The sequence below is a fragment of the Synechococcus sp. RC10A2 genome (assembly GCF_047502605.1).
The window spans coordinates 41,605-66,846 of the sequence record NZ_JANSHP010000019.1; the positions used below are offsets into that span (position 1 = coordinate 41,605).

19 protein-coding genes are annotated in these 25,242 nt (G+C 61.1%); 12 read left to right on the forward strand and 7 right to left on the reverse strand.

Going from position 1 to position 25,242, the window contains the following annotated elements; genetic code table 11:
- Window positions 1-8: 8 nt before the first annotated feature.
- Window positions 9-1,124: an aldo/keto reductase gene (locus tag NW848_RS01815; RefSeq protein ID WP_099812494.1), complete on the forward strand. Its 1,116-nt coding sequence runs from the start codon at window positions 9-11 to the stop codon at window positions 1,122-1,124.
- 92 nt (window positions 1,125-1,216) lie between these two features.
- Here NW848_RS01815 and NW848_RS01820 read toward each other — a convergent pair whose 3' ends face one another.
- Window positions 1,217-1,600 (reverse strand): hypothetical protein, encoded by a 384-nt coding sequence (locus tag NW848_RS01820; protein WP_011429301.1) that lies wholly within the window; start codon window positions 1,598-1,600, stop codon window positions 1,217-1,219.
- A 123-nt stretch (window positions 1,601-1,723) separates the two neighbouring features.
- Between NW848_RS01820 and NW848_RS01825 the strand changes: the two genes are divergently transcribed.
- From NW848_RS01825 to tpiA, 3 genes are all read left to right on the forward strand, one after another.
- Complete coding sequence (locus NW848_RS01825) at window positions 1,724-2,401, forward strand: hypothetical protein (protein ID WP_011429302.1); 678 nt, start codon at window positions 1,724-1,726, stop codon at window positions 2,399-2,401.
- A 7-nt stretch (window positions 2,402-2,408) separates the two neighbouring features.
- Window positions 2,409-3,128, forward strand: coding sequence for a hypothetical protein (locus tag NW848_RS01830; RefSeq protein WP_099812493.1), 720 nt, complete (start codon window positions 2,409-2,411; stop codon window positions 3,126-3,128).
- Window positions 3,129-3,220: 92 nt separating this feature from the next.
- Window positions 3,221-3,988 carry a triose-phosphate isomerase gene (gene tpiA / locus NW848_RS01835; protein WP_011429306.1) on the forward strand — a complete coding sequence of 256 codons (768 nt, stop codon included), beginning with the start codon at window positions 3,221-3,223 and terminating at the stop codon, window positions 3,986-3,988.
- Between the two features lie 5 nt (window positions 3,989-3,993).
- Here the strand turns inward: tpiA and treY are convergent, their stop codons facing one another.
- Window positions 3,994-6,795 carry a malto-oligosyltrehalose synthase gene (gene treY, locus NW848_RS01840; RefSeq protein ID WP_099812492.1) on the reverse strand — a complete coding sequence of 934 codons (2,802 nt, stop codon included), beginning with the start codon at window positions 6,793-6,795 and terminating at the stop codon, window positions 3,994-3,996.
- Window positions 6,796-6,945: 150 nt separating this feature from the next.
- Here treY and NW848_RS01845 point away from each other — a divergent pair, with 150 nt between their 5' ends.
- The 3 genes from NW848_RS01845 to NW848_RS01855 all read left to right on the forward strand — a co-directional run bounded on the left by NW848_RS01845 (window position 6,946) and on the right by NW848_RS01855 (window position 9,342).
- Entirely contained in the window at window positions 6,946-7,359 is a 414-nt protein-coding gene (locus tag NW848_RS01845; RefSeq protein WP_099812491.1) for a hypothetical protein, read from the forward strand.
- 198 nt (window positions 7,360-7,557) lie between these two features.
- On the forward strand, window positions 7,558-8,421 hold the full coding sequence (locus NW848_RS01850) for a M48 family metallopeptidase (protein ID WP_011429309.1): 864 nt from the start codon (window positions 7,558-7,560) through the stop codon (window positions 8,419-8,421).
- 24 nt (window positions 8,422-8,445) lie between these two features.
- Entirely contained in the window at window positions 8,446-9,342 is an 897-nt protein-coding gene (locus tag NW848_RS01855) for a PfkB family carbohydrate kinase (RefSeq protein WP_011429310.1), read from the forward strand.
- 3 nt (window positions 9,343-9,345) lie between these two features.
- Here NW848_RS01855 and NW848_RS01860 read toward each other — a convergent pair whose 3' ends face one another.
- The 4 genes from NW848_RS01860 to pyrR form a co-directional block, all read right to left on the reverse strand.
- Window positions 9,346-11,070: an ABC transporter ATP-binding protein gene (locus NW848_RS01860; RefSeq protein ID WP_011429311.1), complete on the reverse strand. Its 1,725-nt coding sequence runs from the start codon at window positions 11,068-11,070 to the stop codon at window positions 9,346-9,348.
- Window positions 11,071-11,174: 104 nt separating this feature from the next.
- Entirely contained in the window at window positions 11,175-11,729 is a 555-nt protein-coding gene (locus tag NW848_RS01865; RefSeq protein WP_011429312.1) for a metal-binding protein, read from the reverse strand.
- A gap of 62 nt (window positions 11,730-11,791) precedes the next feature.
- Window positions 11,792-12,751, reverse strand: a complete 960-nt coding sequence (locus NW848_RS01870) for a putative 2-dehydropantoate 2-reductase (protein WP_011429313.1) — start codon at window positions 12,749-12,751, stop codon at window positions 11,792-11,794.
- A 57-nt stretch (window positions 12,752-12,808) separates the two neighbouring features.
- Window positions 12,809-13,363, reverse strand: coding sequence for a bifunctional pyr operon transcriptional regulator/uracil phosphoribosyltransferase PyrR (pyrR, locus tag NW848_RS01875; protein WP_011429314.1), 555 nt, complete (start codon window positions 13,361-13,363; stop codon window positions 12,809-12,811).
- Between the two features lie 140 nt (window positions 13,364-13,503).
- Here pyrR and NW848_RS01880 point away from each other — a divergent pair, with 140 nt between their 5' ends.
- Window positions 13,504-14,034 (forward strand): pentapeptide repeat-containing protein, encoded by a 531-nt coding sequence (locus NW848_RS01880; protein WP_099812490.1) that lies wholly within the window; start codon window positions 13,504-13,506, stop codon window positions 14,032-14,034.
- An 85-nt stretch (window positions 14,035-14,119) separates the two neighbouring features.
- On the opposite strand, the gene NW848_RS01885 is transcribed toward NW848_RS01880, so the two are convergent.
- A complete protein-coding gene (locus NW848_RS01885; RefSeq protein WP_276307359.1) occupies window positions 14,120-14,872 on the reverse strand; it encodes a heme oxygenase (biliverdin-producing) in 753 nt (250 codons plus the stop codon).
- Between the two features lie 488 nt (window positions 14,873-15,360).
- On the opposite strand from NW848_RS01885, the gene rpoB reads away from it, so the two are divergent.
- The 4 genes from rpoB (at window position 15,361) to NW848_RS01905 (ending at window position 25,242) form a co-directional block, all read left to right on the forward strand.
- The gene (gene rpoB / locus NW848_RS01890) at window positions 15,361-18,762 is read left to right on the forward strand and encodes a DNA-directed RNA polymerase subunit beta (protein ID WP_414508627.1); all 3,402 of its coding nucleotides are present in this window, start codon (window positions 15,361-15,363) and stop codon (window positions 18,760-18,762) included.
- A 99-nt stretch (window positions 18,763-18,861) separates the two neighbouring features.
- Entirely contained in the window at window positions 18,862-20,745 is a 1,884-nt protein-coding gene (locus NW848_RS01895; RefSeq protein WP_011429318.1) for a DNA-directed RNA polymerase subunit gamma, read from the forward strand.
- Between the two features lie 89 nt (window positions 20,746-20,834).
- Window positions 20,835-24,743, forward strand: coding sequence for a DNA-directed RNA polymerase subunit beta' (locus NW848_RS01900; protein WP_011429319.1), 3,909 nt, complete (start codon window positions 20,835-20,837; stop codon window positions 24,741-24,743).
- Entirely contained in the window at window positions 24,724-25,242 is a 519-nt protein-coding gene (locus NW848_RS01905) for a uracil-DNA glycosylase (RefSeq protein WP_011429320.1), read from the forward strand. The genes NW848_RS01900 and NW848_RS01905 overlap by 20 nt, the downstream gene beginning before the upstream one ends.

Genomic DNA, 25,242 nt, shown 5'->3' on the forward strand with positions numbered 1-25,242 from the left:
CGAGGAAGATGCTCTACCGCCGCTTTGGGCGCACACAGCAGCTTATGTCGGCTTTCTCCCTGGGCAGCATGCGCCTAGTCCATGTGCCGCCGGAGCAGGCCCAGGCCACGGTGGCAGCGGCGCTAGAAGCAGGGATCAACCACATCGAAACGGCGCAGGCCTATGGCCAGGCCGAGGTGCTCTTGGGGGAGATCCTGCAGAAGCTGGCGGTGCCGCGGCAGCGCTTGATCCTGACCACCAAGCTCACGCCTGGCGAGAGGCTGCGGGAACGGCTGGAGGGATCCCTGCAGCGGCTACAGGTGGAGTATTTGGATCAGTTTGCCTTCCACGGCATCAACCTGCCCGAACACCTGGAGTGGGTGCTGCAGGAGGGCTTGCCGCTGCTGCGGCAGGCGCAGCAGGAGGGCTTGGTGCGCTACATCGGCTTTTCCACTCATGGATCCCTGGAGCTAATCCTGCAGGCCATCCAGAGGGGCCAGTTTGACTTTGTGAATTTGCACTACCACTTTTTCCAGCAGCGCAATGCCGCGGCCCTGGAGGCGGCAGCCCAGCAGGATATGGGGGTGTTCATCATCTCCCCTGCCGACAAAGGGGGGATGCTCTATCGCCCGCCCCAGCGTCTCCGGGAGAGCTGTGCGCCCTTTAGCCCCCTGGAGTTTGCCTATCGATTTTTGCTGGCGGATCCCCGCATCCACACCCTCAGCCTGGGCATTACCCATCCCGACGAGCTGCAGACGGCCCTGGCGGCCCTGCAGGATCCCGAGCGCTGGTGGACGGAGGGCCTGCAGGTACAGGAGCGGCTGCATCAAGCGGAGCAGGAACGCCTGGGCTCCAGCCGCTGTGCCCAGTGCTACGCCTGCCTGCCCTGTCCCGAAGGGATCCACATCCCAGAGGTGCTGCGGCTGCGCAACTTGGCTCTTGCCCACGAGATGACCGAGTTTGCCCAATATCGCTACAACATGTTCGGCCAGGCAGGGCACTGGTTCCCAGGGGTGCCTGCCGACCGCTGCAGCGAGTGCGGCGACTGCCTGCCCCGTTGTCCGCAGCACCTGCCGATCCCGGAGTTGTTGGCCGAAACCCACCGCCTTTTGCACCGCTCTCCCATCCGGCGGCTGTGGGAGTAAGGGCCCCTTCTCCCAGGGGGTGAGGGGGGTGAAAATCCTGGCCAGGAGAGCCAGCTAGGGGGAAGCCTCTTGCTGCTCCGGAGTTCAAGGCTCTAGCGCCGCTTGCTGCGCAGGGTTTTGGCACGGTTGTGTACCTGTCTAACAAACAGAGGCAGGAGCTGTTCCTGAATGTAGGCAAAGGCTGCCGGGAGGCCTTCTCTTTCGTAGATAAGGCCGATTTCTGCCTCCACCTGGGTGGGATCCCGCAGAGCCGACAAAAATTGGTTGGAGGTGAGCCAGGTGAAGAGTTCCGCGCGGCTAAGATCGCAGCCGGGAGGGGAAGGCACCTGCCAGTCGGGTGGCGGGCCGAGCAGCCACTGGCGGGCAAAGAGGCTCAGCACCGCATCTCCTAGCCACGCCTTGTCCCGTCGGGATCCCTCGTCCAACTGGGCCACCTGCTGTCTGACGGTCGAAGCAAACTGGGATCCGGGCACCATGGGCAGCACTTAGAAGGAGCAGCAAGGGTAGCAGAGCTTCCCTGCCTCATTCTACTAAGATGGGGTCTGGCCCACCCTCAGCGGGTAAAGGGGCGGAGTTGGCTGTTTTGAGGATCTCAGTGCATGTTGTTGGAGCTTACCCCAGAAGAGTGCGAGGCGGTGATCCCGCTGGTGCCGACGCGGCTCCAGTACGCAGCTTACTGGAGCGATGCCCTCAAGAGCGTAGGCCGGATCATTACAGCTATTTTGGTGGGCGTAGCGCTGCTGGTGCTGTCTCGCGCTTTTGGCGAGGGATCCTTCTTGGGGGCAGTCTCCTTTCTGGCGGGGTTTCTCTCGTTGCTCTACCCTTTCCTCTGGGGGCCCCTCTACACCATCTCCCGCCGGCAGCTAGCCTTTCGCGAGATCCCTTACGGAGGGCTCTTTTTTGGCCAGGTGTTGAGCACCCGCCGCTACGAGGTGGTGGTGGAAGAGCGGGAAAAGGTGGATGAAGAGGGGCAACTCTATATTGAAGAAGTGCGCGAGCGCCAGTTTGAGATGGAAATTGGCGATGAAACAGGAGTTCTCTACCGAGTGCGGGCCAGGGACGATCCCCGCTACCGGCGAATTGTTAAAAAGCAATCGGTGCTGGCGCTGGTGAAGGCCTATTCCCGCGATCTGCGGCGCCGACCGACCTTGAGCGAAGTCTACGTGGTCAAGCTAGGGGAGTGGGTGGGAGATGTTTCCTATCTGGATCGGGAGGCGTTTTTGGAGTTGGCCGACGAGCTGCTGGCGCTCGAGCTAGGACCGGAGGCGAAGGCATAGAAACCTTATGTCAGAGGCTGGAATCACCCGCGCAGCTTGGATCGTGGCGGCCTTGGTGGTGTCGGCAGCCCTGGGGCCGCGGTTGGCTCTGCCTTTGGCTGGGATGGTGGGCTTGGTGATTGTCGAGCAGGTGGCCTTTGGGGGGCGGCTCTCGGGGTTGCTGGGCGCGCTGCTGGATTGGGCTTCTCCAGCTTATCGGCGGCGGGTCATCTGCCACGAGGCAGGACACATTGTGGTGGCCCACCTGCTAGGGATCCCCTTGCGCGGCTACGTGCTGGGCCCCTGGCAGGCTTTCCGACACGGGATCCCCGGCTACGGGGGAGTGCAGCTGGATCAAGCCCCCATGCGCACCTGGGAAGCCCAGGGGGGCATCCCCTGGGCAGATCTAGAGCGCTACAGCCTGTTTTGGATGGCAGGGGCTGCCGCGGAGTCTCTCCAATATGGCCAAGTGGTGGGAGATGAGGAGGATAGACAACAGTTGGCCAAGCTGCTGGCAGGGATCTCAGCAGCCCAGCCCTTGACCTCTGCGGCTCAAATGAGGGCCTACATCAACCGCTTTCTGCGCCAGAGCCGGGCCTTGTTGCAAGCCCACCCCGAAGCCTATGCCGTTGCCGTCCGGCACCTAGAGCAGGGATCCCCCCTCCAAGACTGCCTAGCTGCCCTTGCGGCCAGCTTGGAGGAGCGGTGTCAACAACCTCCCTCGCCCTCTTCTGAAACCTCTTGCTGATACACTGTGACATACGAAAAAAGCTCGGGATCCCCCAGGCTCGGGATCCCAGCGGTTGACTACATCGTTGTGTCGCTTAGGGAGGATCCATCTTGCGCCCCATCCTCATTGCCGGCAACTGGAAAATGCACAAGACTCAGGCTGAGGCTCGCCAGTTTCTGCGCGAGTTTCGTCCAGCCCTGCAAGCCTCGTCTGCAGGGGTGAGGCCGCAGCGGCAGATCATTCTCTGCGTGCCCTTCACAGACCTGGCCGTGGTGGTAGAAGAAACGCGGGGATCCGGCATGGCTGTGGGAGCCCAGAACCTGCACTGGGAGGATCAAGGGGCGTTTACGGGAGAGATCTCCGGCCCCATGCTGGCAGAGCTGGGGGTGCGCTACGTTATCGTCGGCCACAGCGAACGGCGGCAGTACTTTGGCGAAACCGATGAAACCGTCAACCGGCGCTTGGCCGCGGCCCAGCGGCACGGGCTCACCCCCATCCTCTGTGTGGGGGAAAGCTTGCAACAGCGGGAGCAAGGCCTGACCGAGTCTTGGATTGTGGGACAGTTGGATCGCGCCTTGCCGGGGATCGATCTGCGCAACCTCGTGATTGCCTACGAGCCAATCTGGGCCATTGGCACGGGGAAAACCTGTGCAGCCGCCGAGGCCAACCGCGTCATCGGCCTTATCCGCCAGCATCTGGGCGCCGACCACCTGCCCATCCTCTACGGTGGCTCGGTCAAAGCCAGCAACATCGACGAGCTGATGGCCCAGCCGCAGATTGACGGTGTACTGGTGGGAGGGGCCAGCCTCGATCCCCAAGAGTTTGCCCGCATTGTCAACTTCCAGGCCCTGACTCCTGCCGCAGCAGCGGCTCCCTAGGTTCCTCAGCGAGATTGCCCCCACAGTAGAGCCACGGGAAAAGACTTGAGGACGGCGCCCACCGACAAGGTGTCGCCGGCAGGGATCCCTTCTTGGGTGAGGCCATTGACCCACTCCAGCCGCTTCCAGCGCGGCAGCTGAATTTCTGTGTCTTTCCAAACAGCGTCCCCCAAGGGATCCTGCGTCTGGTAAATTAGGGAGGTTAGGAAGCGGGGCGCCACCACCAGGACGACTTGTTTGTCGTGCTGACGGGCAAAAGCAATGACATGGTTGGCATAGGAGCCGCTCACCTGCAGGGGAATATAACTGCCTTCCAGAAATAGCTGCGGCTGTTCCTGACGGGCCTTTAGCACCTGATGGATGAGAAACAGCTTAATGCGGCCGTCGTGGCGGTGAAGCAGAAGATCTTGGATAAGTTGCAGGGGATCCTGCTTGATTCGCCGTTGAATTTCTTCGAGGTAAGCCAGGCGGCGGGAAAAGTCCACAGGCCGACGATTGTCGGGATCGACCATGCTGAGATCCCACAGCTCCGTGCCCTGGTAGATATCCGGGATCCCAGGGCTGGTGAGCTTCAGCAGGGTTTGAGAGAGAGAGTTAAAGATGCCAAAGTGGGCAATTTTGCGCTGAAAGGGCAGGAAAGACTCCAAGAAGGGGCTTGAGGGCCGCAGGATCTGATCGATGAAAGCAAGGGTAGCTTCTTCGTATTCGGTATCGGGGCGAAGCCAAGCAGTATGAACCTTAGCTTCCCGAACTGCTTTAATGGCGTAGTCTTTAACTCGCTGGATAAAGGTAGGAACTTCCTCTGGTTGAAAAGGATAGGAGCCGATCAAAGTCTGATAAAGAAAATACTCGTCGTTGCGATCGGGCAGCTCCGAACGCTTCGCTTGCTTGCTGCGAACTTTGTAGCCAAGATTCAACTCATGCCAGAGTTTAATGTGCTTCTCCCATTCAGCGGGGAGTTCCGAGAGCACATTCAGGCGGGCCCGCACATCCTCGCCGCGTTTGGTGTCATGGGTGGAGGAAGCATTCATTGAGAAGGGCCACTGGGCTGCTCGTTCTTGGTTAAAGCGATGGAACTCTTGGACAGAAATGCCAAAACGATATAGATCCCCACCTACTTCGTTCAGGGATAGCAGCCTGTTGTAAACGTAGAAGGCCGTATCCTCTACCCCTTTGGCCATGAGAGGGCCAGCCAACTGTTGCAGCCGCATGGCAAAGTAGATTTGCTCGTTTTTCTCTTCCTCTGAGACGTTTTCGGGGAACTCAAGGCAGAGAAAGCGCTGCAGGAAATTCAGCTCGTTAACCAAAATGGGCAGGTTCTCCTTAGCTTTCTCTACAGCTTGGCGGACGGCCTGTTGACCTTCTGAGCTGAGGATCCCTTCGTGGATGTAGACTCGGTAAACTGGGAAACACACCAAAACCTCTGCCAAGGCTCGGCGCAAGCTGTAGAGGGTGAAGTCATTGGCATAGCGGTGATGGCTGGTAATCTGCTTGAGCAAAAAAGCAAGGTTGTCCATGTCCCCTGCCAGGTTGCGCTCGATAATCAGCCGTTTTTTATCTTCGATAACCTGTTCTGGTGACTGTTGCAGGTTGGTGAAATCTTGATAAAGAGCACTGAAGGCTTCTGCATTCTCCGATTGGCAAAAGATGCCATTAAGCTTAGCTAAAAAGTCGTAACCCGTTGTGCCTTGAACTGGCCATTGCTGAGGTAGCTTCTCATTAGCTTCTAGTATTTTTTCTACCACAATGTAGAGATCTGGACAGCGTTCTCGCAGACGATGGAGATACTCCTCTGGGTTAAATAGGCCATCGATGTGGTCGATGCGTAAACCTGTGAAGCGCCCCTGTTCTGCGAGCTTGAGAATGAGCTGATGCGTTTTGCGAAATACTTCGCGATCTTCCATCCGCAGCGAGATCAGATCGTTGATGGTAAAAAAACGACGATAATTAATCTCCTCAGCACCCACCTTCCAAAAGGAGAGGCGAAAGTTTTGCCGTGCCAAAAGGCTGTCCAACAAGTCAAAGCTGGAGGGATCCCCGGGCTTGCCGTTGAAGATGGCGATGTTCTCGTCAAAGAAGCTTTGAATATGCGGGCTAGAGGTGTAGAGCTCCCAGAGGGAGTGCTTGGCAAAGCTAATTTGATCCGTGCGCTCTAGGAGATCCTCTTTGCTAGGAATAAACTTGAGGCTGAAGAGGATCCCGAGTAGTTTGACATAGTCGGGGTGGCTGCGCCCTAGTTTCCGCCGCAACTTGCCCAGGTTATAGGTAAAAACATCGGCATAGGTGTCAATATTGAGAGGAAATCTTAAGTTGTAGTAGTTAATGCTCAGGCCGTCGGCATCATAGCGTAGCTGAATCTGGCCTGACTCCAGGCACTTGTTGTAGAAGTCGCCCAGGAAGGGAGCAAGGATTCTGCCCTTGATCCCCAGATAGGAGTGATCCCAATTCACGTCAAAGTAGTCGATAAAGTCTGAGTTAGGCCCGCTTTCCAAAACATCCATCAGCATTTGGTTTTGGCCGTCGTAGGCCATGTGGTTGGGCACGATGTCTTGGATCCAGCCGATTCCCTGCTGGTTGAGGGTTTCCCACAAGAGTTCAAACTTTTCACTCCCCCCTAACTCCACGTTGATCTGCCTGGGATCCACGACGTCGTAGCCATGGGTGCTGCCCTTGCGGGCCTGAAAGATGGGGGAAGCATATAGATCGCTGATGCCCAGCAACTTCAGGTAGGGGACAATTTGCCGCGCTGCCTCGAAGTCAAATCCAGCGTGAAACTGAATGCGATAGGTGGAAGTCGGGATCCGCATGACGACCTCAAAACGACGACAAGGTGGCTCAGCCCATGACCAGAAGGGATGTTTCCAGGGTAGCGGCTAAGATCGGGAGGTCCCGCATAAAGATCGGCAAAACCCTAGATAGGTGTTCAGGGGCACAAGAGCGCCAAAGGGCAAGCAACGATGCTAAACCAGGCGGCGGCGAGATGGGCAACGATTTTTCTCTTGAGCGGCACTTCTGGGAGCGACCTGAGCTTTGCCCAAGGGGAGTTGCGGGTGGGGGACGAACCGGTTTTCACCCTGCCCACTCCCGCTGCCTCTGCCCATCTGCGTCTGGTGCAGCAACGTCTGGAGGAGATTTTGCTGCAGGCCAGCAGCTCCCAGCCCCAGGTCGGTTTGGAGATCCCTGCTCCTCCCACTCCGGATCCCTTGGTGGCTCCTCTGCCAGCCCATACTCTTCTCAATGGGCAACTGCCGTCGACAGTGACGCCGGTGGATGCAGAGGCCTACGCCACTTCTCAACCGGCGGATTTGGCGCGACGGCTACAGAAGACCCTAGACTCGGCGGAGAGCCAGCAGCGGCTCTATCGCCGATAATGGGCGGCTGGTTACCGGTGGACCGTGCATCGGGAATCATGTCGTTTATTGGCAGATCCCTTTTGGGGAGGATCCCCTGGGGTTTTCCTATCAGCCGGTGCTGCCGGATCCCCCGCCGGAGCGGCTATTTTTGTTAAACCGCCTGCCTCAGTTTGTGCCCTACGAGTTGCGACCCTAAGCGTTTTTCTACGGCCTCCTATGTCCTCTACACCATCCACGCCAACCCTTCCCCGCCAGCCCCGCATCCTGTTGGGCCTGCGGGCTGACCATTTTCGCCATCCTGTGGATCTGCAGGCAACCCGCTCTCTGCAGCAGGTGCCGGGGCTGGGCCTGCTGATTCAGAATTTGCTCGGCTCGACGGCAGGGGAGATCTTTTATCTGGATAACATCGCCTCGAGCATTCAAATCAACGAGCACCAGTTGCCGGAAATTCACCAGCTTCTGGTGCAGGCCTGTCGCATTCTAGATCTGGAAGTGCCCCAGCTCTACGTGCGCCAAAATCCCGTGCCCAACGCTTACACTTTTGCCATGCAGGGGAAAAAGCCCTTTATCGTCCTGCACAGCTCCCTGCTGGACTTGCTGGAGCCGCCGGAAATTCAAGCCGTGATCGCCCACGAGCTGGGCCACCTCAAGTGCAACCACGGCGTCTACTTGACGATGGCCAACCTTCTCATGCTCTCGACCAGTTTGCTCCCCTTCGGTGGGCTCTTCTATCAAGCGCTGCAAGATCAACTGCTGCACTGGCTGCGCTGTGCCGAGTTTACCTGCGACCGGGCGGCGCTGCTGGTTACCCAGGACGCAAGAACGGTGATCTCGGTGCTAATGAAGCTGTGCGGCGGCTCGCCGCAGTTGGCCGCCAAGCTCAATGTGGATGCTTTTCTGGAGCAGGCCCGCACCTACGAGGAGCTGGACGACGATCTCTGGCAGCTTGAGCTGAAGCAGATGCAGACCATTGGGCGCACCCACCCGCTGCCGGTGCTGCGAGCTCGGGAAATTGAGCGCTGGTTCCGCAGCAACACTTACCGGCAAATTTTGGAGCAGCACGGCTCGACTGCTGCCTGAGAGGCCAGGATGGCTTCCCTCGGAGTGACCTCTGGCCTCCCCCTGATTGTGGGGGAGACCCTTTTCGATTGTTTCCCAGACAAGGTGGTGCTGGGCGGTGCGGCTTTGAATGTGGCTTGGAACCTCAAAGGGCTAGGATCCGATCCCGTCTTGCTCAGCCGCGTCGGCCAAGATGAGGCGGCAGAACAGTTGTTGGCGGCGCTGCGGCGGCAGGGGCTGCGTCTGGAAGGGCTGCAGCGGGATCCGCTTCACCCCACCGGCCAAGTCCGGGTCACGCTGGATGGGGAGGGGATTCCGACCTTCGCCATCTTGCCCGACCAAGCCTACGACTACATCCAGTTGGACAGGGCAGCTCTGCAAGCCCTCCGCCCCAGCCTGATCTACCGGGGCAGCTTGGCGGCGCGTCGAGAAGCAGCCCATCGCCATTTTCAGGAGACCCTTCCCACTTTGGGCTGTCCGGTGTTTTTGGACCTCAATCTGCGGGATCCCTGGTGGCGCCCAGGCCCCGTCCGGGAAATGCTGCGCACCTGCGCTTGGCTGAAGCTGAACCAAGAGGAGCTGGAGCAGGTGGTGCAGTTAGAAAGCATCCCCGCCGGCAAGGTGGAGGAACAGGGGCAGGCCTTGCGGGCGCGGTTGAACCTGAGGGGCTTGTTCCTAACGCTGGGGGCGGCAGGTGCATTCCTGTTCACCGGTAGGGGGGTGTATCGGGGGGAGCCGGTGCCGGTGCCGCGGCTGGTGGATACGGTGGGGGCAGGGGATGGGTTTAGCGCGGTGGCCATCCTGGGCCTGCTGCAAGGATGGCCGGAGGCGGTGTTGCTGCAACGGGCGGTGGAGTTTGCGGCGGCCATCTGTGGAGTTGCGGGGGGCGCCCCCCCAGATCCGGCGTTCTATCGCCCCTTCCGGCAAGCGTGGGGGCTGTAGAAGCTACTGGAACTGGCGCCAGTGGAACTGGGCGTAGCGCCCCCCCTTGCTCAGCAACTCGCGATGATTGCCCTCCTCCAACAGTTGCCCCTGCTCGAGGACGAAAATGCGATGGGCGCTGCGCACCGTAGAAAGGCGGTGGGCGATCACAAAAACCGTGCAGCGCTGCATCAACCGCTGCAGAGCTTCCTGCACCAAGGCCTCAGACTCGTTATCCAAAGCAGAGGTGGCCTCGTCCAGGATCAAGATCTTGGGGTTGAGCAACACGGCGCGGGCAATGGCCAACCGCTGCCGCTGGCCGCCGGAGAGGGTAACTCCGCGTTCTCCAACACGGGTGGCGTAGCCATCGGGCAGGCTCTCGATGAAACTGTCGATGTTGGCCACGCGGGCCGCCTGCCGCACTGCTTCCAGGTCAAAGTCCTCTTGGCCGTAGGCGATGTTGCTGGCGATGGTGCCGGAAAACAGGGTAATCTCCTGGGGCACGATGCCGATCTGGCGGCGCAAGCTCTTGAGGGTGACGGTGCGGATGTCGATGCCGTCGATGCGGATGCAGCCTTCCTGGGGATCGTAGAAGCGCGGGATCAGGTTGACCAGGGTGGATTTGCCGGCGCCGGAGGATCCCACCAGGGCGACAATCTCGCCGGGGGCCACCTGGAAGCTGATCTGTTTGAGCACCGGCTGATCTGGTTTGTAGGCAAAGGAAACCTGCTCGAACTCCACCCAGCCTTCAATGGGCGGCATGGGGCGGGCGCCGGGCAGCTCCCGCACGCGGGAGCGGGTATCCAAGAGCTCGAAGATCCGCTCCACCGAGGCTTCCCCCTGTTTCAGCTCGCTGTAGTTGTTGGTGATGTGGACAATGGGGTCGATCAGCATGGCGACCCCGGCAATAAAGCCAAGAAACTGGCTGCCGGTCAGGTTGCCCTTGCTAATCTGCCAGCCCCCCACCCAAAACACCCCCAACACGCTCATGGCGTACAGAAAGCCCACCACCGGGTCTTGGATAGCTTTAACCTGTTCGGTTTGGAAGCGGGCCAGGCGGTTGTTCTCGGCCATGGCGCTGAAGCGGCGGATCTCGTAGTCCTCGGCAGCAAAGGCGCGGGTGAGGCTGATGCCGGCAAAGGCTTCCGTCAGAAGGGAGGACAGGTCGGCCATGCTCTCCTGGTTAAGGCGGGAGCGCAGCAGCAGCCGCTCCCCAAACCAACTGATCAAGGCGCCCATCAGGGGGGCAATCACCAGGGTGGTCAAGGTGAGGATGCCGTTGAGGTAGAACAGGTAGGCCACTACCGCCAAGATGGTGAGCACGCTGGGGATGAAGCGGTGGAAAAAGCGCTGCACCACTTCGCCCACCCGATCCAGATCGCCGGTGAGGCGGTAGACCAGGTCGCCGGTGCGGCTGCCGGAAAAGTAGTCCACATCCAACCCCTGCAAATGGGCGTAGAGCCGTTGCCGCAATTCCAATACCATTTGCAAAGAGGCCTTGGCCATAAGGGTGTCCTGGCCGTACTGGAAGGCGCCGCGCACCAGAAAAAACACCACCCCGATCAAGGCCAAGATCCGCAGTTGCCCCAGATCCCCCGCGCCGATGGAGCGGGCCACCCACTCGATCAAGTAGGCGAGGGCAGGCATAGTGAGGACAAAGCCAAGGGTACAGGCCAGCCCCAGCAGCAACATCCACAGGTGGGGCCGAATGAAGGGAAAAAGGCGGCGATAGCTACGACCCGGATGCACAGATCTCAGAAGAAAGGGCTTCTGCCCCACTCAGCTTACCGGATCGGGCCACAAGCTGCTGCCGGGATCCCTGGCCAGCGGGGTTGTCTCTTAGACGGCTCTGGCTAGCCTAACTTTTGCCCATACCTGGCAAGGGGGGATCCCCTTCTTCGACGGCGTCTGCGCCAACGTCGCCAGCGGGAGACCAGGCAATCGCTGAGGCTGTGGTTCAGCGAACCCAGCTCCAGCCCCATGCCCACCCAAAGCAGCGTCTCTGCGTGCGCATGCAACCCTTGCCAGAGGTGGTTGCGCCAGGCCCAGGGCCGCCACTGCCACCAGCCCAGGCGGGATCCCAGCCAAGCCCCCGGCAGGCCCACCCCCGCCACCCACAGGCCCAGGTAGAGCACGCGCAGGGCAGTGCCGACGATCGGCCCGTGGGACCAGAAGGAGCGGTGTTGCAGGCAGCGGCGGTAGGGGAGCCAAATCCAGCGCAGGAACAGCCAGCGGCGATACTGGCGAGAGTCAGTGTCCAGATCCCCGGAAAACATCAGGCCGCTGAAGAGATAGGCGGATCCCACGGCCAGAGCTACGGCAGCGCTGTTGCCCAACAGGCCGGCTGCCAAAGTGACGCCGGGAGCTGTCCAGAGGGTGATGCGATCGTGGGTGGATCCTAGAGGCATGAAGCCAGCGCAGCGCTCCGCTGCGGCTGAGTCTAGCCGCAGGAGAAGGAAAAAGCTTGCCCTCAGGCCGGGATCCCTCGATTGAGGCGATCCAACACCTGCAACTGCCGGTAGAGCATCTCCACCCGCGGCATCTGAATCCCGCCTTGCTGGGCATAGCGGAGCGGGTTGGCAAAAATAGCCTCCAGTTCCAGGGGACGCTTGCGCTCGTAGTCGATCTTCATGCTGGTTCGGTAGGGGGCCATCTTCTCGGTGCTGGCCAGCATCTCGGAGATCAGGGTCTGCGGGAGGTGGCGGCCACAGGCGGCAGCCCCCTGGATCACCTCGTGCATCAGCGTTTCCGCCAAAGCGCGGGCCTCAGGGTCGCGGATCATTTGCTGGGTATCGGCGTTGAAGATCACCGAGAGGCCGTTGAAGGGAATGTTCCAGACCAACTTCTGCCAGCGGGCCAACATCAGATCCGGAGAAAGAGAGGTCGGGATCCCGGCCCGCTGAAAATCTGCTTGAACTTGTTGAAGGCGAGGCGTGATCCCCTGGGGCGCATAGCCGGGGCCGTATTCCGCCAGCAGCACCGAGCCATAATCCAGATGACAGATGTGGCCGGGGCCGACTTTGTTGGAGCTGATAAAGCACAGCCCGCCGATCACCCGCTCAGGGCCAACCCAGTTGGCAATCTCCGGCTCCGCCCCCAGGCCGTTTTGCAGCAGGATCACCACGCCGTTGTCCGCCAGCACAGGCGGCAGCAACCGTGGCAGGAGGTGATTTTGGGTAGCTTTCAGGGCCACGATCACCCCTTCGCAGACGGGCATCTCCTCCACGGCGGCGTAGGCATTTACCTGGGGTAAGTGAAAGTCGCCCCAGCAGGACTCTACCCACAGCCCTTTCTGGCGCACGTGGTCGTAGTCGCTGTGCAAGAGAAAATGCACCGTGAAGCCAGCCTGTTGCAGTTTTGCCCCGTAAAACCCTCCCAGGGCGCCTGTGCCCAAGACAGCGTAGCGACGGGTTTCCGGCAAGACAGCCATAGCGGCAAAAGTCGGCAGATTATCCCCACCATACCGCACCCCAGGGGCGTCTCAGGCTCACTCTCTGCTGTTTTCCTCAAGTTTGGCGTCGATCAACAACACCCGCTCCTCGCCGTCGGTTTCCCGCAGGTGCACTTTGACGATCTGCTCAGGGGCCGTGGTTAGCTTGTGACCGCAGTAGTCTGGTTGAATGGGAAACTGGCGGTGGCCGCGGTCGATCAACACGGCCAGGCGCACTTGCTCCGGTCGCCCAAAGTGGTTGAGAGCCTCCAGAGCCGCACGGACGGTGCGACCCCGGAAGAGCACATCGTCCACCAACACCACTTCTTGGCCGGTCAGATCCCGCGGCAGCTCGCTGCGATTGGGAGTGCGCAGGCCGCCGGAGCCCAGGTCGTCTCGGAAGAAGGTGATGTCCAGCTCTCCTACCTGCGGTGGGCTCCCGAAGCCGGTGGCGATGCGATCCCGCAGGCGGTAGGCCAAGGGGACGCCGCGAGTGCGAATGCCGATCAACACCAGCCTGTCCAGGTGGGGGTGATCCCTGGCAATTGCTGTAGCCAGAGCGTCGATCAGCTCCGCTATCTGCTGCGCATTGAAGACCTCGACTGTGGACATGGATCCCTGTCCCCCCCTCGCCAGTTGGGACTCAGCTTATAAAAGCCCAAATTAGCCCAATCTGCCGGCGGGATCCCCATCCGGTAGGATAAAAGTAAGAGCAATCCCAAAGCCGTGGAGGTTTCCTGGAGGGATCTGCGATGTCTGTTGCTTGGCCGGCTTCTGGTTTGGTGAGACTGTCCTGGCTGACCCCTTTCCTGCGGGGTGCGGTGTTTTGCGGGCTGATCCTGTGCCTGGGTGTCGCCCTCTTGGGATCCCCGTCCTGGGCAGAAGACTACAGCAAGCGGGATCTGCAGGGGGCGAACTTTGCCGGACAAGACCTGAGCGGCTGGAAATTTCTCAAGGCCAACCTGCGACAAAGCGATCTCAGCCATGTCAAAGCGGCAGGGGCGAATCTGTTTGGAGCCAACCTCAGCAGAGCCAACCTGCGGGGGGCCGATCTGCGCGGCGCCACCTTGGACATGGCCAATTTGCAAGGTGCCGACCTGCGGGAAGCCCAACTGCAGGACAGCATGATGTGGCTGGCGCGGGTGGAAGGGATCGAGATCGAGGGGGCGGATTTCACCAACGCCCTGATCCGCAAAGATGCCCTTGCCATCCTCTGCGAACGGGCCAGCGGCGTTAACCCCGTCACCGGGCGGGCCACCCGCGACACCCTCGGATGCGACTAATCCCTCACCCTCGGACCCTCTCCCCTGAGGGAGAGGGGGGATGGGGAGGCCAGGAACGCCCTGTTTCGCCGCAAAGAGGTGTGGCTCAGGAGGTGGGGGCAGCCGCCTCAGAGCGGGCGGACGGGCGCCGAAACTGGCTGAGAAGCGAGTTCCAGGCCAAGCGGGCCATGGATAGCAGCCAATTGCCCTCCAATTCCTTGAACAAGTCCATGTTGAGCTTGAAGGCGTAGTTGGCTTCCGCCACAATGCGCTCGATGGTGGCCTGATCCAGCTCCAGCGCGTCCAACTGGGCGCGGTAGCGCTGCTTAAACTTGCCCTCGTGGGGGATCTGCTCGAAATCGTAAAAGGCCGTTCCTTCCCCCGGCGGCAGGCCCATGGCCCGGCGGGCGATGTTTTTCAGGATCTGGCCGCCCGAGAGGTCGCCGATGTAGCGGGTGTAGGCGTGGGCAATCAGCAGAACCGGGTCTTTTTCCACCACTTCTCGAATGCGGTTGACATAGACCTGGCAAGCGGGAGAGGGCTTGACCACGGCACGCCAATTGGGGCCGACAAAATAATTCAAGTCCTTCTCCAGGCTGGCCCTGCGCCACAATTCGGGATAGTAAAGCCGGCCCACCAGCGGGTGCTCTCGCAATTGGGCAAAGCCCTCTTCCAGAGCGCTGTAGACAAAGTAAAAGTTGCCCACATAGCGGCTGTAGGCTTTTTTATCCACCACTCCCTTGAGGAAGCACTTGATGAAGGCCATATTCTCGGCCATGGTGTGGGACTGCTTGGTGCCCTCCCGCAACTGAACCGAGAGGCTGGCATGCTGGTGTTTTTGTTGCAGACTTTGACTCACAAAATCCTCCTCGCCAAAAACGGCTGCTTGTGTGAGCTGTTTTCAAAAACATCAATAAAGGTCGCCCTGGCCCCAGAGGCTGTGTAACCCCACTTCAACCCCTTCTCATCTGAATGGATGTGGATCCTGCCGGGGAACGACGCAGACCAGACCTCCACCAGGCTGAGCGCGCCCTCCAACGACTTGACCTAGCCTCCAGGCCCACCCCACTTTTCCAAGCCCTTTGACGACCGGCAAGCGGAGTCGGAGCAGCGGCTGACTTCCCAACGGTCAATGATTAGAATAATCTGCTTAAGTGTGAATGGATGTGAACAATCCTTAAGGCAGGTTGGGGATCGCCCCTGGCTTGGCAGCTTGGCTGGGATCCCAGGGGCCGTTGCCAAAACTTCCCGGATAACCCGGCGGCCCTTGTAACGTTCGTTGACGATCGTTGGCAGGGTTTCTATAATTAGAGGCCTGACTGCAGCGCAACCCCTGCCGAGCAACGCATGACACAATTAGCAGTGCCATCCCCTGCCGCTCCTACCTTGCCTGACCTGGTAGAGATTCAGCGGGAGAGTTTTTTGTGGTTTTTGCGAGAAGGGTTTGAAGAGGAGCTCCTCAGCTTTTCCCCTATCGTCGATTACACCGGCAAGCTGGAGCTGCACTTTCTGCCGGAGTACCGCCCTGGGGATCCCTCCAAAGGGTACAAGATCAACAAGCCGCGCTACGACCCTGAGGAAGCTAAGCGACGGGATGCTACCTACCAAGCGCAAATCCGGGTGCCCACTCGCCTGATTAACAAAGAGACGGGCGAGATCAAGGACATGGACGTCTTCATCGGCGAGCTGCCTTTGATGACGGATCGGGGTACCTTCATCATCAACGGCGCCGAGCGGGTGATCGTCAACCAAATTGTGCGCAGCCCCGGCGTCTACTACAAGTCGGAGCTGGACAAAAACGGTCGGCGCACCTACAGCGCCAGCCTCATCCCCAACCGGGGCGCCTGGCTGAAGTTTGAGACCGACAAAAACGGCCTGGTGTGGGTGCGCATCGACAAAACCCGCAAGCTCTCGGCGGCGGTGCTGCTGAAGGCCTTGGGCCTGAGCGACTCGGAGATCTACGACAGCCTGCGCCACCCCGAATTTTTCCAAAAAACCATGGAAAAAGAGGGGCACTACAGCGAAGAAGAGGCCCTGATGGAGCTGTACCGCAAGCTGCGGCCTGGCGAGCCTCCCACCGTCTCCGGCGGCCAGCAGTTGTTGGAATCCCGCTTCTTCGATCCCAAGCGCTACGACCTGGGCCGAGTAGGGCGCTACAAGCTCAACAAAAAGCTCAATCTCAACGTGGCGGAAAATGTGCGGGTGCTCACCGTCACGGACATCTTGGCCGTCATCGACTACCTGATTAACTTGGAGTACGACATCGGCCATGTGGACGACATCGATCACCTGGGCAACCGCCGCGTGCGCTCGGTGGGCGAGCTCTTGCAAAACCAAGTACGGGTGGGCCTCAACCGCCTGGAGCGGATCATCCGCGAGCGCATGACGGTCTCCGAGTCAGAGAACCTCACCCCGGCCTCGCTGGTTAACCCCAAGCCCTTGGTGGCGGCCATCAAGGAGTTCTTCGGCTCCAGCCAGCTCTCCCAGTTCATGGATCAGACCAACCCGCTGGCGGAGCTGACCCACAAGCGGCGGCTGTCGGCCTTGGGCCCCGGTGGCCTGAGCCGGGAGCGGGCCGGCTTTGCCGTGCGGGATATCCACCCCAGCCACTACGGGCGCATCTGCCCCATCGAAACTCCGGAAGGCCCCAACGCCGGGCTGATCGGATCCCTGGCCACCCACGCCCGCGTCAACCAGTACGGCTTCATCGAAAGCCCTTACTACCGGGTCGAAAACGGCGTGGTGCGCAAGGATCTGGGGATGGTCTACCTCACCGCCGACGAGGAGGACGAGTATCGCGTGGCGCCGGGGGATGTGCCGGTGGATGCCGAAGGCCGCATCACCGCCGACTTGGTGCCGGTGCGCTACCGCCAGGAATTTACCACCGCCCACCCCAGCGAGGTGCACTACGTGCAGGTGTCGCCGGTGCAAGTGATCTCGGTGGCCACCTCCTTGATCCCCTTTTTGGAGCACGACGACGCCAACCGCGCCCTGATGGGGGCGAACATGCAGCGGCAGGCGGTGCCCCTGCTCAAGCCGGATCGGCCTTATGTGGGCACGGGTTTGGAAGCCCAGGCGGCGCGGGACTCTGGCATGGTGGTGGTGTCGCGCACCAGTGGCGTGGTGACCTATGTTTCCGCCGACGAAATCGTGGTGCGGCCAGACGACGGCGGGGATCCGATTGTTTACCGCTTGCAGAAGTACCAGCGCTCCAACCAAGATACCTGTCTCAACCAGCGCCCTCTTGTCTACGCGGGGGATCGGGTGGTGCCCGGGCAGGTGCTGGCGGACGGCCCGGCGACCGAGGGAGGCGAGCTGGCCTTGGGCCAAAACGTCTTGGTGGCCTACATGCCCTGGGAGGGCTACAACTACGAAGATGCCATCTTGATCAGCGAGCGGCTGGTCTACGATGATGTCTTCACCTCGGTACACATCGAGAAGTACGAGATCGAAGCCCGGCAGACCAAGCTAGGGCCGGAAGAGATCACCCGCGAGATTCCCAACGTGGGGGAAGATGCCCTGCGCAACCTGGACGAAAACGGCATTGTGCGCATTGGGGCTTGGGTGGAAGCCGGCGATATTTTGGTGGGCAAGGTCACTCCCAAAGGGGAGTCGGATCAACCGCCAGAGGAGCGGCTGTTGCGGGCCATTTTCGGCGAGAAAGCTCGCGACGTGCGCGACAACTCGCTGCGGGTGCCCAACGGCGAGCGCGGACGGGTGGTGGATGTACGCATCTTTACCCGCGAGCAGGGGGATGAGCTGCCGCCGGGAGCCAACATGGTGGTGCGAGTCTACATTGCCCTCAAGCGCAAAATCCAGGTGGGAGATAAGATTGCTGGCCGCCACGGCAACAAAGGCATCATCTCCCGCATTTTGCCGGTTGAGGACATGCCCTATCTGCCCGATGGCACGCCGGTGGATGTGGTGCTCAACCCCCTGGGAGTGCCCTCCCGCATGAACGTGGGCCAAGTGTACGAGTGCCTGCTGGGCTGGGCCGCGGAGCACTTGGGGGTGCGCTTTAAGCTAATGCCCTTCGATGAAATGCACGGCCTGGAGGCTTCCCGACTGACCGTGGAAGCCAAGTTGCGGGAGGCGCGCGAGAAGACCGGCAAGGACTGGATCTTCAACCCTGAGGGCAAATACTGCGGCAAGGTGCAGGTGTTTGATGGCCGCACAGGCGAGCCCTTCGACCAGCCGGTTACGGTGGGCCGGGCCTACATGCTGAAGCTCGTGCACTTGGTGGACGACAAGATCCACGCCCGCTCCACCGGCCCCTACTCGCTGGTAACCCAGCAGCCCCTGGGGGGTAAGGCGCAGCAGGGTGGCCAGCGCTTTGGCGAGATGGAGGTGTGGGCTTTGGAGGCGTTTGGAGCGGCCTACATCTTGCAGGAGCTGCTCACCGTCAAGTCGGACGATATGGTGGGGCGCAACGAGGCCCTCAACGCCATCGTCAAGGGCAAGCCCATCCCTCGACCCGGCACGCCGGAATCTTTCAAGGTGTTGGTGCGGGAGCTGCAGTCCCTCTGCCTGGACGTGTCTGTCCATAAGGTGGAGGTGGACAGCGACGGCCAGACCCGCGATGTGGAGGTGGATCTGATGGCCGATGTCTCCAGCCGCCACACCCCCTCGCGGCCCACTTATGAATCCGTTACATCCGAGGATCTTTCTCCAGCGGCAGGAGGAACCTTTACCTTAGCCAGGCGCAGCCGCGAGGAAGACGAAGACAGGGAGGAAGAGGACGATTTTTGATTGATGCCAGGGATCCCATTCGGCTCAGGAGAGGAGGGGTGGGGTTCCTCTCCCCTTCCTTTGTAGTTGCTAGGGCAGCAAGTCAGGAGAACAACGGCAATGGCCAAAACGGAGCAACGCTTTGACTATGTCAAGATTGGGCTAGCTTCTCCGGAGCGGATTATAGAGTGGGGCCAGCGCACCCTGCCCAACGGCCAAGTGGTGGGAGAAGTCACCAAGCCGGAGACCATCAACTACCGAACCCTCAAGCCGGAGATGGATGGTCTCTTCTGTGAGCGCATCTTCGGGCCGGTTAAGGACTGGGAGTGTCACTGCGGCAAGTACAAGCGAGTGCGGCATCGCGGCATTGTCTGCGAGCGCTGTGGGGTGGAGGTGACCGAGTCGCGGGTGCGCCGCCATCGTATGGGCTACATCAAACTGGCCGCCCCGGTCACCCACGTTTGGTACCTGAAAGGGATCCCCAGCCACATCGCCACGCTGTTGGACATGCCGCTGCGGGACGTGGAGCAGGTGGTGTACTTCAACGCCTACGTGGTGGTGGATCCGGGCAACGCTCCCAACCTCTCCTACAAGCAGTTGCTGACCGAGGATCAATACCTGGAGATCGAGGATCAGATGTACGAGGAGGGATCCGAGCTGCAACTGCCGGAGAACTGGGCCATGATCGGGGCGGAGGCCATCGAACGCCTGCTCAAGGATATCGACCTGGAAAAAGAGGCGGAGCAGTTGCGGGAGGAGATCGCCAGCGCCCGCGGCCAGAAGCGGGCGCGCCTAATCAAGCGGCTGCGCGTGATCGACAACTTCATCGCCACGGGAGCCCGGCCAGAGTGGATGGTGCTGCGGGTGCTGCCGGTGATCCCGCCCGATCTGCGCCCGATGGTGCAGTTGGATGGGGGGCGCTTTGCCACCAGCGACCTCAACGATCTCTACCGTCGGGTGATCAACCGCAACAACCGCCTGGCGCGGCTGCAGGAGATCATGGCGCCGGAGATCATCGTGCGCAACGAGAAGCGTATGCTGCAGGAGGCGGTGGACGCCCTGATCGACAACGGTCGGCGGGGGCGCATGGTGGTGGGGGCCAACAACCGTCCCCTCAAGTCCCTCTCCGATATCATTGAGGGCAAGCAGGGGCGTTTCCGGCAAAACCTGCTCGGCAAGCGGGTGGACTACTCTGGGCGTTCGGTGATCGTGGTGGGGCCCAACCTGCGCATGCACCAGTGTGGCTTGCCCAAAGAGATGGCCATCGAGCTGTTCCAGCCCTTTGTGATCCACAAGTTGATCAAGCGGGGCATCGTCAACAACATCAAAGCCGCCAAAAAGCTGATCCAGAGCAATGACCCGCAGGTTTGGGACGTGCTGGAGGACGTAATCGACGGCCACCCAGTTTTGCTCAACCGTGCCCCAACGTTGCACCGCCTCGGGATCCAGGCTTTTGAGCCGATCCTGGTGGAGGGGAGGGCGATTCAGCTCCACCCCTTGGTCTGCCCGGCTTTCAACGCCGACTTCGACGGCGACCAGATGGCGGTGCATGTGCCTCTCTCCTTGGAAGCCCAGGCGGAGGCACGCTTGCTGATGTTGGCCACCAACAACATCCTCTCCCCGGCCACAGGCGCTCCGATTATTACTCCCAGCCAAGACATGGTGTTGGGGTGCTACTATCTGACGGCGGACAATCCCCACGCCCCCGACCTTGGCGATCGTTATTTTGCCAGCCTGGAGGACGCCCTCATCGCCTACGACCGCGGCGTCATCGGCCTGCACAGCAAAATCTGGGTGCGCTACAGCGGCCCGATGGAGTTGGGCAAAGAGGAAAAAGAGTCGGAGCCTCAGATTATCGAGGAGCCGGGCGGCACCCGCCTCAAGATCACCAACTACCGCCGCATCCGCGAGGATCGGGACGGCAACGTGATCAGCCAATACATTCGCACCACGGCGGGCCGGATCATCTTCAACAAAACGGTGCAAGATATTTTGTCTGCTTGAGGCTGCCCCTGTGGACGTTGCCCTTGTCGATGGGTAGCTGGGATCCCTGCCCCCTTGTCCAGAACTGTCAGAGTTATCACCGAGGCATTATGAGCGAAAAAGGACGCTTTTCCGCCGGTCTAGTCCGGCAGGCCGCCGATGGCGCCAAGGCCAAGACCCCGCCGCCCCCTGTACCCTTTCGCAACTATCAAATCGGCAAAAAAGAGCTGCGCAATCTGATTGCCTGGTCGTTTGCTCGCTACGGCACCGCCCGCACCGCTCAGATGGCGGATGCTCTGAAGGCCCTGGGCTTCAAATACGCCACCCAGGCTGCCGTTTCCATCAGCATCGAGGATCTGCGCATTCCACCCAGCAAGCGGCAGTTGTTGGCCCAGGCAGAAGCGGAGATCGAGGCGGCCACGGAGCGCTACACCCGCGGCGAGATCACCGAGGTGGAGCGCTATCAAAAGGTGATCGATACCTGGAACCAGACCAACGACCAGATTAAGGAGGAGATGCTCAGCAACTTCCGCCAGAACGATCCCCTCAACTCCGTGTACATGATGGCCAACTCGGGGGCGAGGGGGAACGTCTCGCAGGTGCGGCAGTTGGTGGGCATGCGCGGCCTGATGGCCAACCCGCAGGGGGAGATCATCGACTTGCCGATTAAAACCAATTTCCGCGAGGGCCTGACGGTTACCGAATACATCATCTCTTCCTACGGGGCGCGCAAGGGCTTGGTGGACACGGCTTTGCGCACTGCCGACTCTGGCTACCTGACCCGCCGTTTGGTGGACGTGTCTCAGGATGTGATCGTGCGGGAATCCGACTGCGGCACCGACCAAGGGATCCTGCTGGAACCCCTGATGGATGCGGACAAGGTGGTGGTGTCGCTGGAGGAGCGCCTGGTGGGCCGGGTGCTGGCGCGGGATGTGGTGCACCCGCAAACCCAGGAGATCCTTGCCCGCCGCAACCAAGAGGTGGATCACGACTTGGCCAAGGCCATTGTGGAGGCCGGCATCCGGCAGGTGATGGTGCGTTCTCCCCTCACCTGCGAGGCCAACCGATCGGTGTGCCGGATGTGCTATGGCTGGAGCCTGGCCCACTCCCGGCTGGTGGATCTGGGGGAGGCGGTCGGGATCATCGCCGCTCAATCGATTGGGGAGCCGGGCACCCAGTTAACCATGCGCACCTTCCACACGGGAGGTGTGTTTACCGGGGAGGTGGCCCGCCAAATTCGCGCCCCCTTTGCTGGCGTGGTGCGGTTCCCGAAAAATCTGCGCACCCGCCCCTTCCGCACCCGCCACGGCGACGATGCCCTGCAGCTAGAAGCGAACAACCAAATTGTCCTGGAAGGGCCAGACGGACAACGGGAAGTCTTCGACATGACGCAGGGATCCACTCTGCTGGTGCGGGACGGGGCCCAGGTGCAGCGGGATCAGTTGATTGCGGAAGTGACTGTAGCCAAGGCCGTGCGCAAGAGCACCGAGAAAGCCCAGAAGGAGGTGGTGGCCGACTTGGCGGGGGAAATCCGCTTTGCCGATCTGCCCATCGAGGAGAAAACCGACCGCCAGGGCAACACCACCTGCACCGCGCAGCGGCAAGGGTTGATCTGGGTGATGTCCGGCCAGGTATACAACCTGCCGCCGGGGGCCGAGCCGGTGGTGAAAAACGGGGATCGGGTGCAGGCGGGGGATGTGATCGCTGAGACCTCGCTGGTAACCGAGCACGGCGGCATCGTGCGGCTGCCGGAGCGCAGCGACACCAAAAGTGGGCGCGAAGTGGAGATCATCAACGCCGCGGTGGTGTTGCACGAGGCGCGGGTGCGGGTGGAATCCCACCAGGGCCGGGAGCAATTTTTGCTGGATACGGCCAGCGGCCAGACCTTTGTCCTCAAGGCCACGCCGGGCACCAAAGTGGGCAACGACGAGGTAGTGGCGGAGCTGATCGAGAACAATTTCCGCACCCAGACGGGCGGCCTGGTGAAGTTTGCCGGTGTCGAGGTGGCCCGGCGGGGCAAGGCGAAGCAGGGCTATGAGGTCATCCGGGGCGGCACCTTGCTGTGGATCCCGGAGGAGACCCACGAGGTGAACAAGGACATCTCCCTGTTGAACGTGGAGGATGGCCAGTACGTAGAAGCCGGCACCGAGGTGGTGAAGGACATCTTCTGCCAAAATGCTGGCGTCGTCGAGGTTATCCAGAAAAACGACATCCTGCGGGAGATCGTCATCAAGCCCGGATCCCTGCATCTGGTGGACGACCCCGCCGACCTGGAAATACCCACCGGCACGCTAATCCAGCCGGGCCAGAAGCTGCTCAGCAGCATCGTCCCTGACCGATTGGTCTATCTGGAGCAGGTGGAGACGCCTGAAGGGCCAGGCCTGCTGCTGCGCCCGGTGTACGAGTACGAGATCCCCGACCGGCCGGTGGTGCCCAGCCAAGAGTCTACCAGCGAGTCTGGCCGCTCCATTCGCCTGCGGGCGGTGCAGCGCGTTCCCTTCAAGGATGGGGAGCGGGTGAAGTCGGTGGGGCCGGTAGAACTGCTGCGCACACAACTGGTGCTGGAGATCGATACCGACGCCCCGCAACTGAAGGCCGATATTGAACTGATCCAAGATGAGAAGGATCCCAGTATCCGTCGCCTGCAACTGGTGATCTTGGAAACCCTGCTGCTGCGCCGAGACGTGGAGGCGGATCTAACCCAGGGGAGTACCCACACGCGGCTGTTGGTGAGCGAAGGAGACAGTATCGGCAGGGGGGGTGTTATCGCCCGCACCGAGATTCAGGCCAAAAAAGCCGGGATCGTGCAGGGGATCCGCCAGGGCGCGGAGGTGGTGCGACGGGTTCTGGTGGTTACCGACGACGACCTGCTGACGGTGCCTCTGACGGGCCAAGCCAGCGTCGAGGTGGGAGCGCTGGTGCGGGCCGGCGACGAGCTGGCGCCGGGGATCCCTGCCCCCGAGTCGGGGCAAGTGATGCAGATCGCCGATGGCCAAGTGGTGTTGCGGTTGGCGCGGCCTTATTTGGTGTCGGCGGGTGCCATTCTGCAGGTGCGGGATGGGGATCTGGTGCAGCGGGGGGATTCTTTGGCCCTCCTGGTGTTTGAGCGGGCCAAGACGGGGGACATCATCCAGGGTCTGCCGCGGATCGAGGAGCTGTTGGAGGCCCGCAAGCCCAAGGAAATGTGTGTTCTGGCCAAGCGGCCCGGCACGGTGCAACTGAGCTGGCGAGGAGAAGAGCCGGATCTGCGGGTCATCGAAGCCGATGGTACGGTTACCGAGTATTCGGTGATGCCGGGGCAAAACCTGATCGTGGTCGATGGCCAGCCGGTACAGGTGGGGGATCCGCTGACCGACGGCCCGGCCAACCCCCACGACCTCTTGGAGATCTACTTTGAGTACCATCGCCAAACCTTGGGCGACGACCAAGCGGCACGGCTAGCCTTGCGGGAGGTGCAGCGCTTCCTGGTCAACGAGGTGCAGAACGTCTATCGCTCGCAAGGGGTGGAGATTGCCGACAAGCACATCGAGATTGTGGTGCGCCAGATGACCTCCAAGGTGCGGGTGGACGACAGCGGCGACACCGTCCTGTTGCCCGGCGAGCTGGTGGAGCTGCGGGAAATCCAGCAGACCAACGCTACCATGGCCATCACCGGCGGGGCGCCGGCTAAGTACACGCCCGTTCTGCTGGGGATCACCAAGGCCAGCTTGAACACCGACAGCTTCATCTCGGCGGCCAGCTTCCAGGAGACCACGCGGGTGCTGACGGAGGCGGCCATCGAAGGCAAGTCCGACTGGCTGCGGGGCCTGAAGGAGAACGTGATCATCGGGCGCTTGATCCCGGCGGGCACGGGCTTCAGCACCTACGAGGAGATGGCGCCAGAACCGGAGCCGGAGGAAGAGGAGGAGCCTGTTGTGCTGCCAGAGCTGCCGCCTCGCCTGATCTTGGATGACGACCAGCTCATCGACGACTCCACCCCCGTTGACGAGCCGACGGAGGATGAGGGAGAAGAAGAGTGAGGCGTTGGCGGATCACCAGCCCTGGGCGGCGCTACAGGCTGAGATCGTCGCTTGCCGCCGCTGTCCCCGCCTGGTGGCTTGGCGAGAGGCGGTTGCCCAGCAAAAGGTGGCCCGTTTTTGTGACCAGCTCTACTGGGGCCGACCGGTGCCGGGGTTTGGGGATGTGCAGGCGCGGCTGTGGGTGATCGGCTTGGCGCCGGCAGCCCATGGGGGCAACCGCACCGGGCGGGTGTTTACGGGGGATCCCAGCGGGGATTGGCTATTTCGCGCTCTGCGCCGGGCCAGGTTTGCCAATCAACCCATCTCTCTGCACCGGGAAGATGGCCTGCAATTGCGGGATTGCTACATCTCAGCCGTGATGCGCTGCGCGCCGCCGCAGAACCGCCCCACCGCCGCAGAAGCCAAGACCTGCCTGGGCTATCTGAGACAAGAGCTGGAGCTGTTGACCCAGGTGCGGGTCATCTTGGCGTTGGACCATAACCACATGCCATGGCCATGA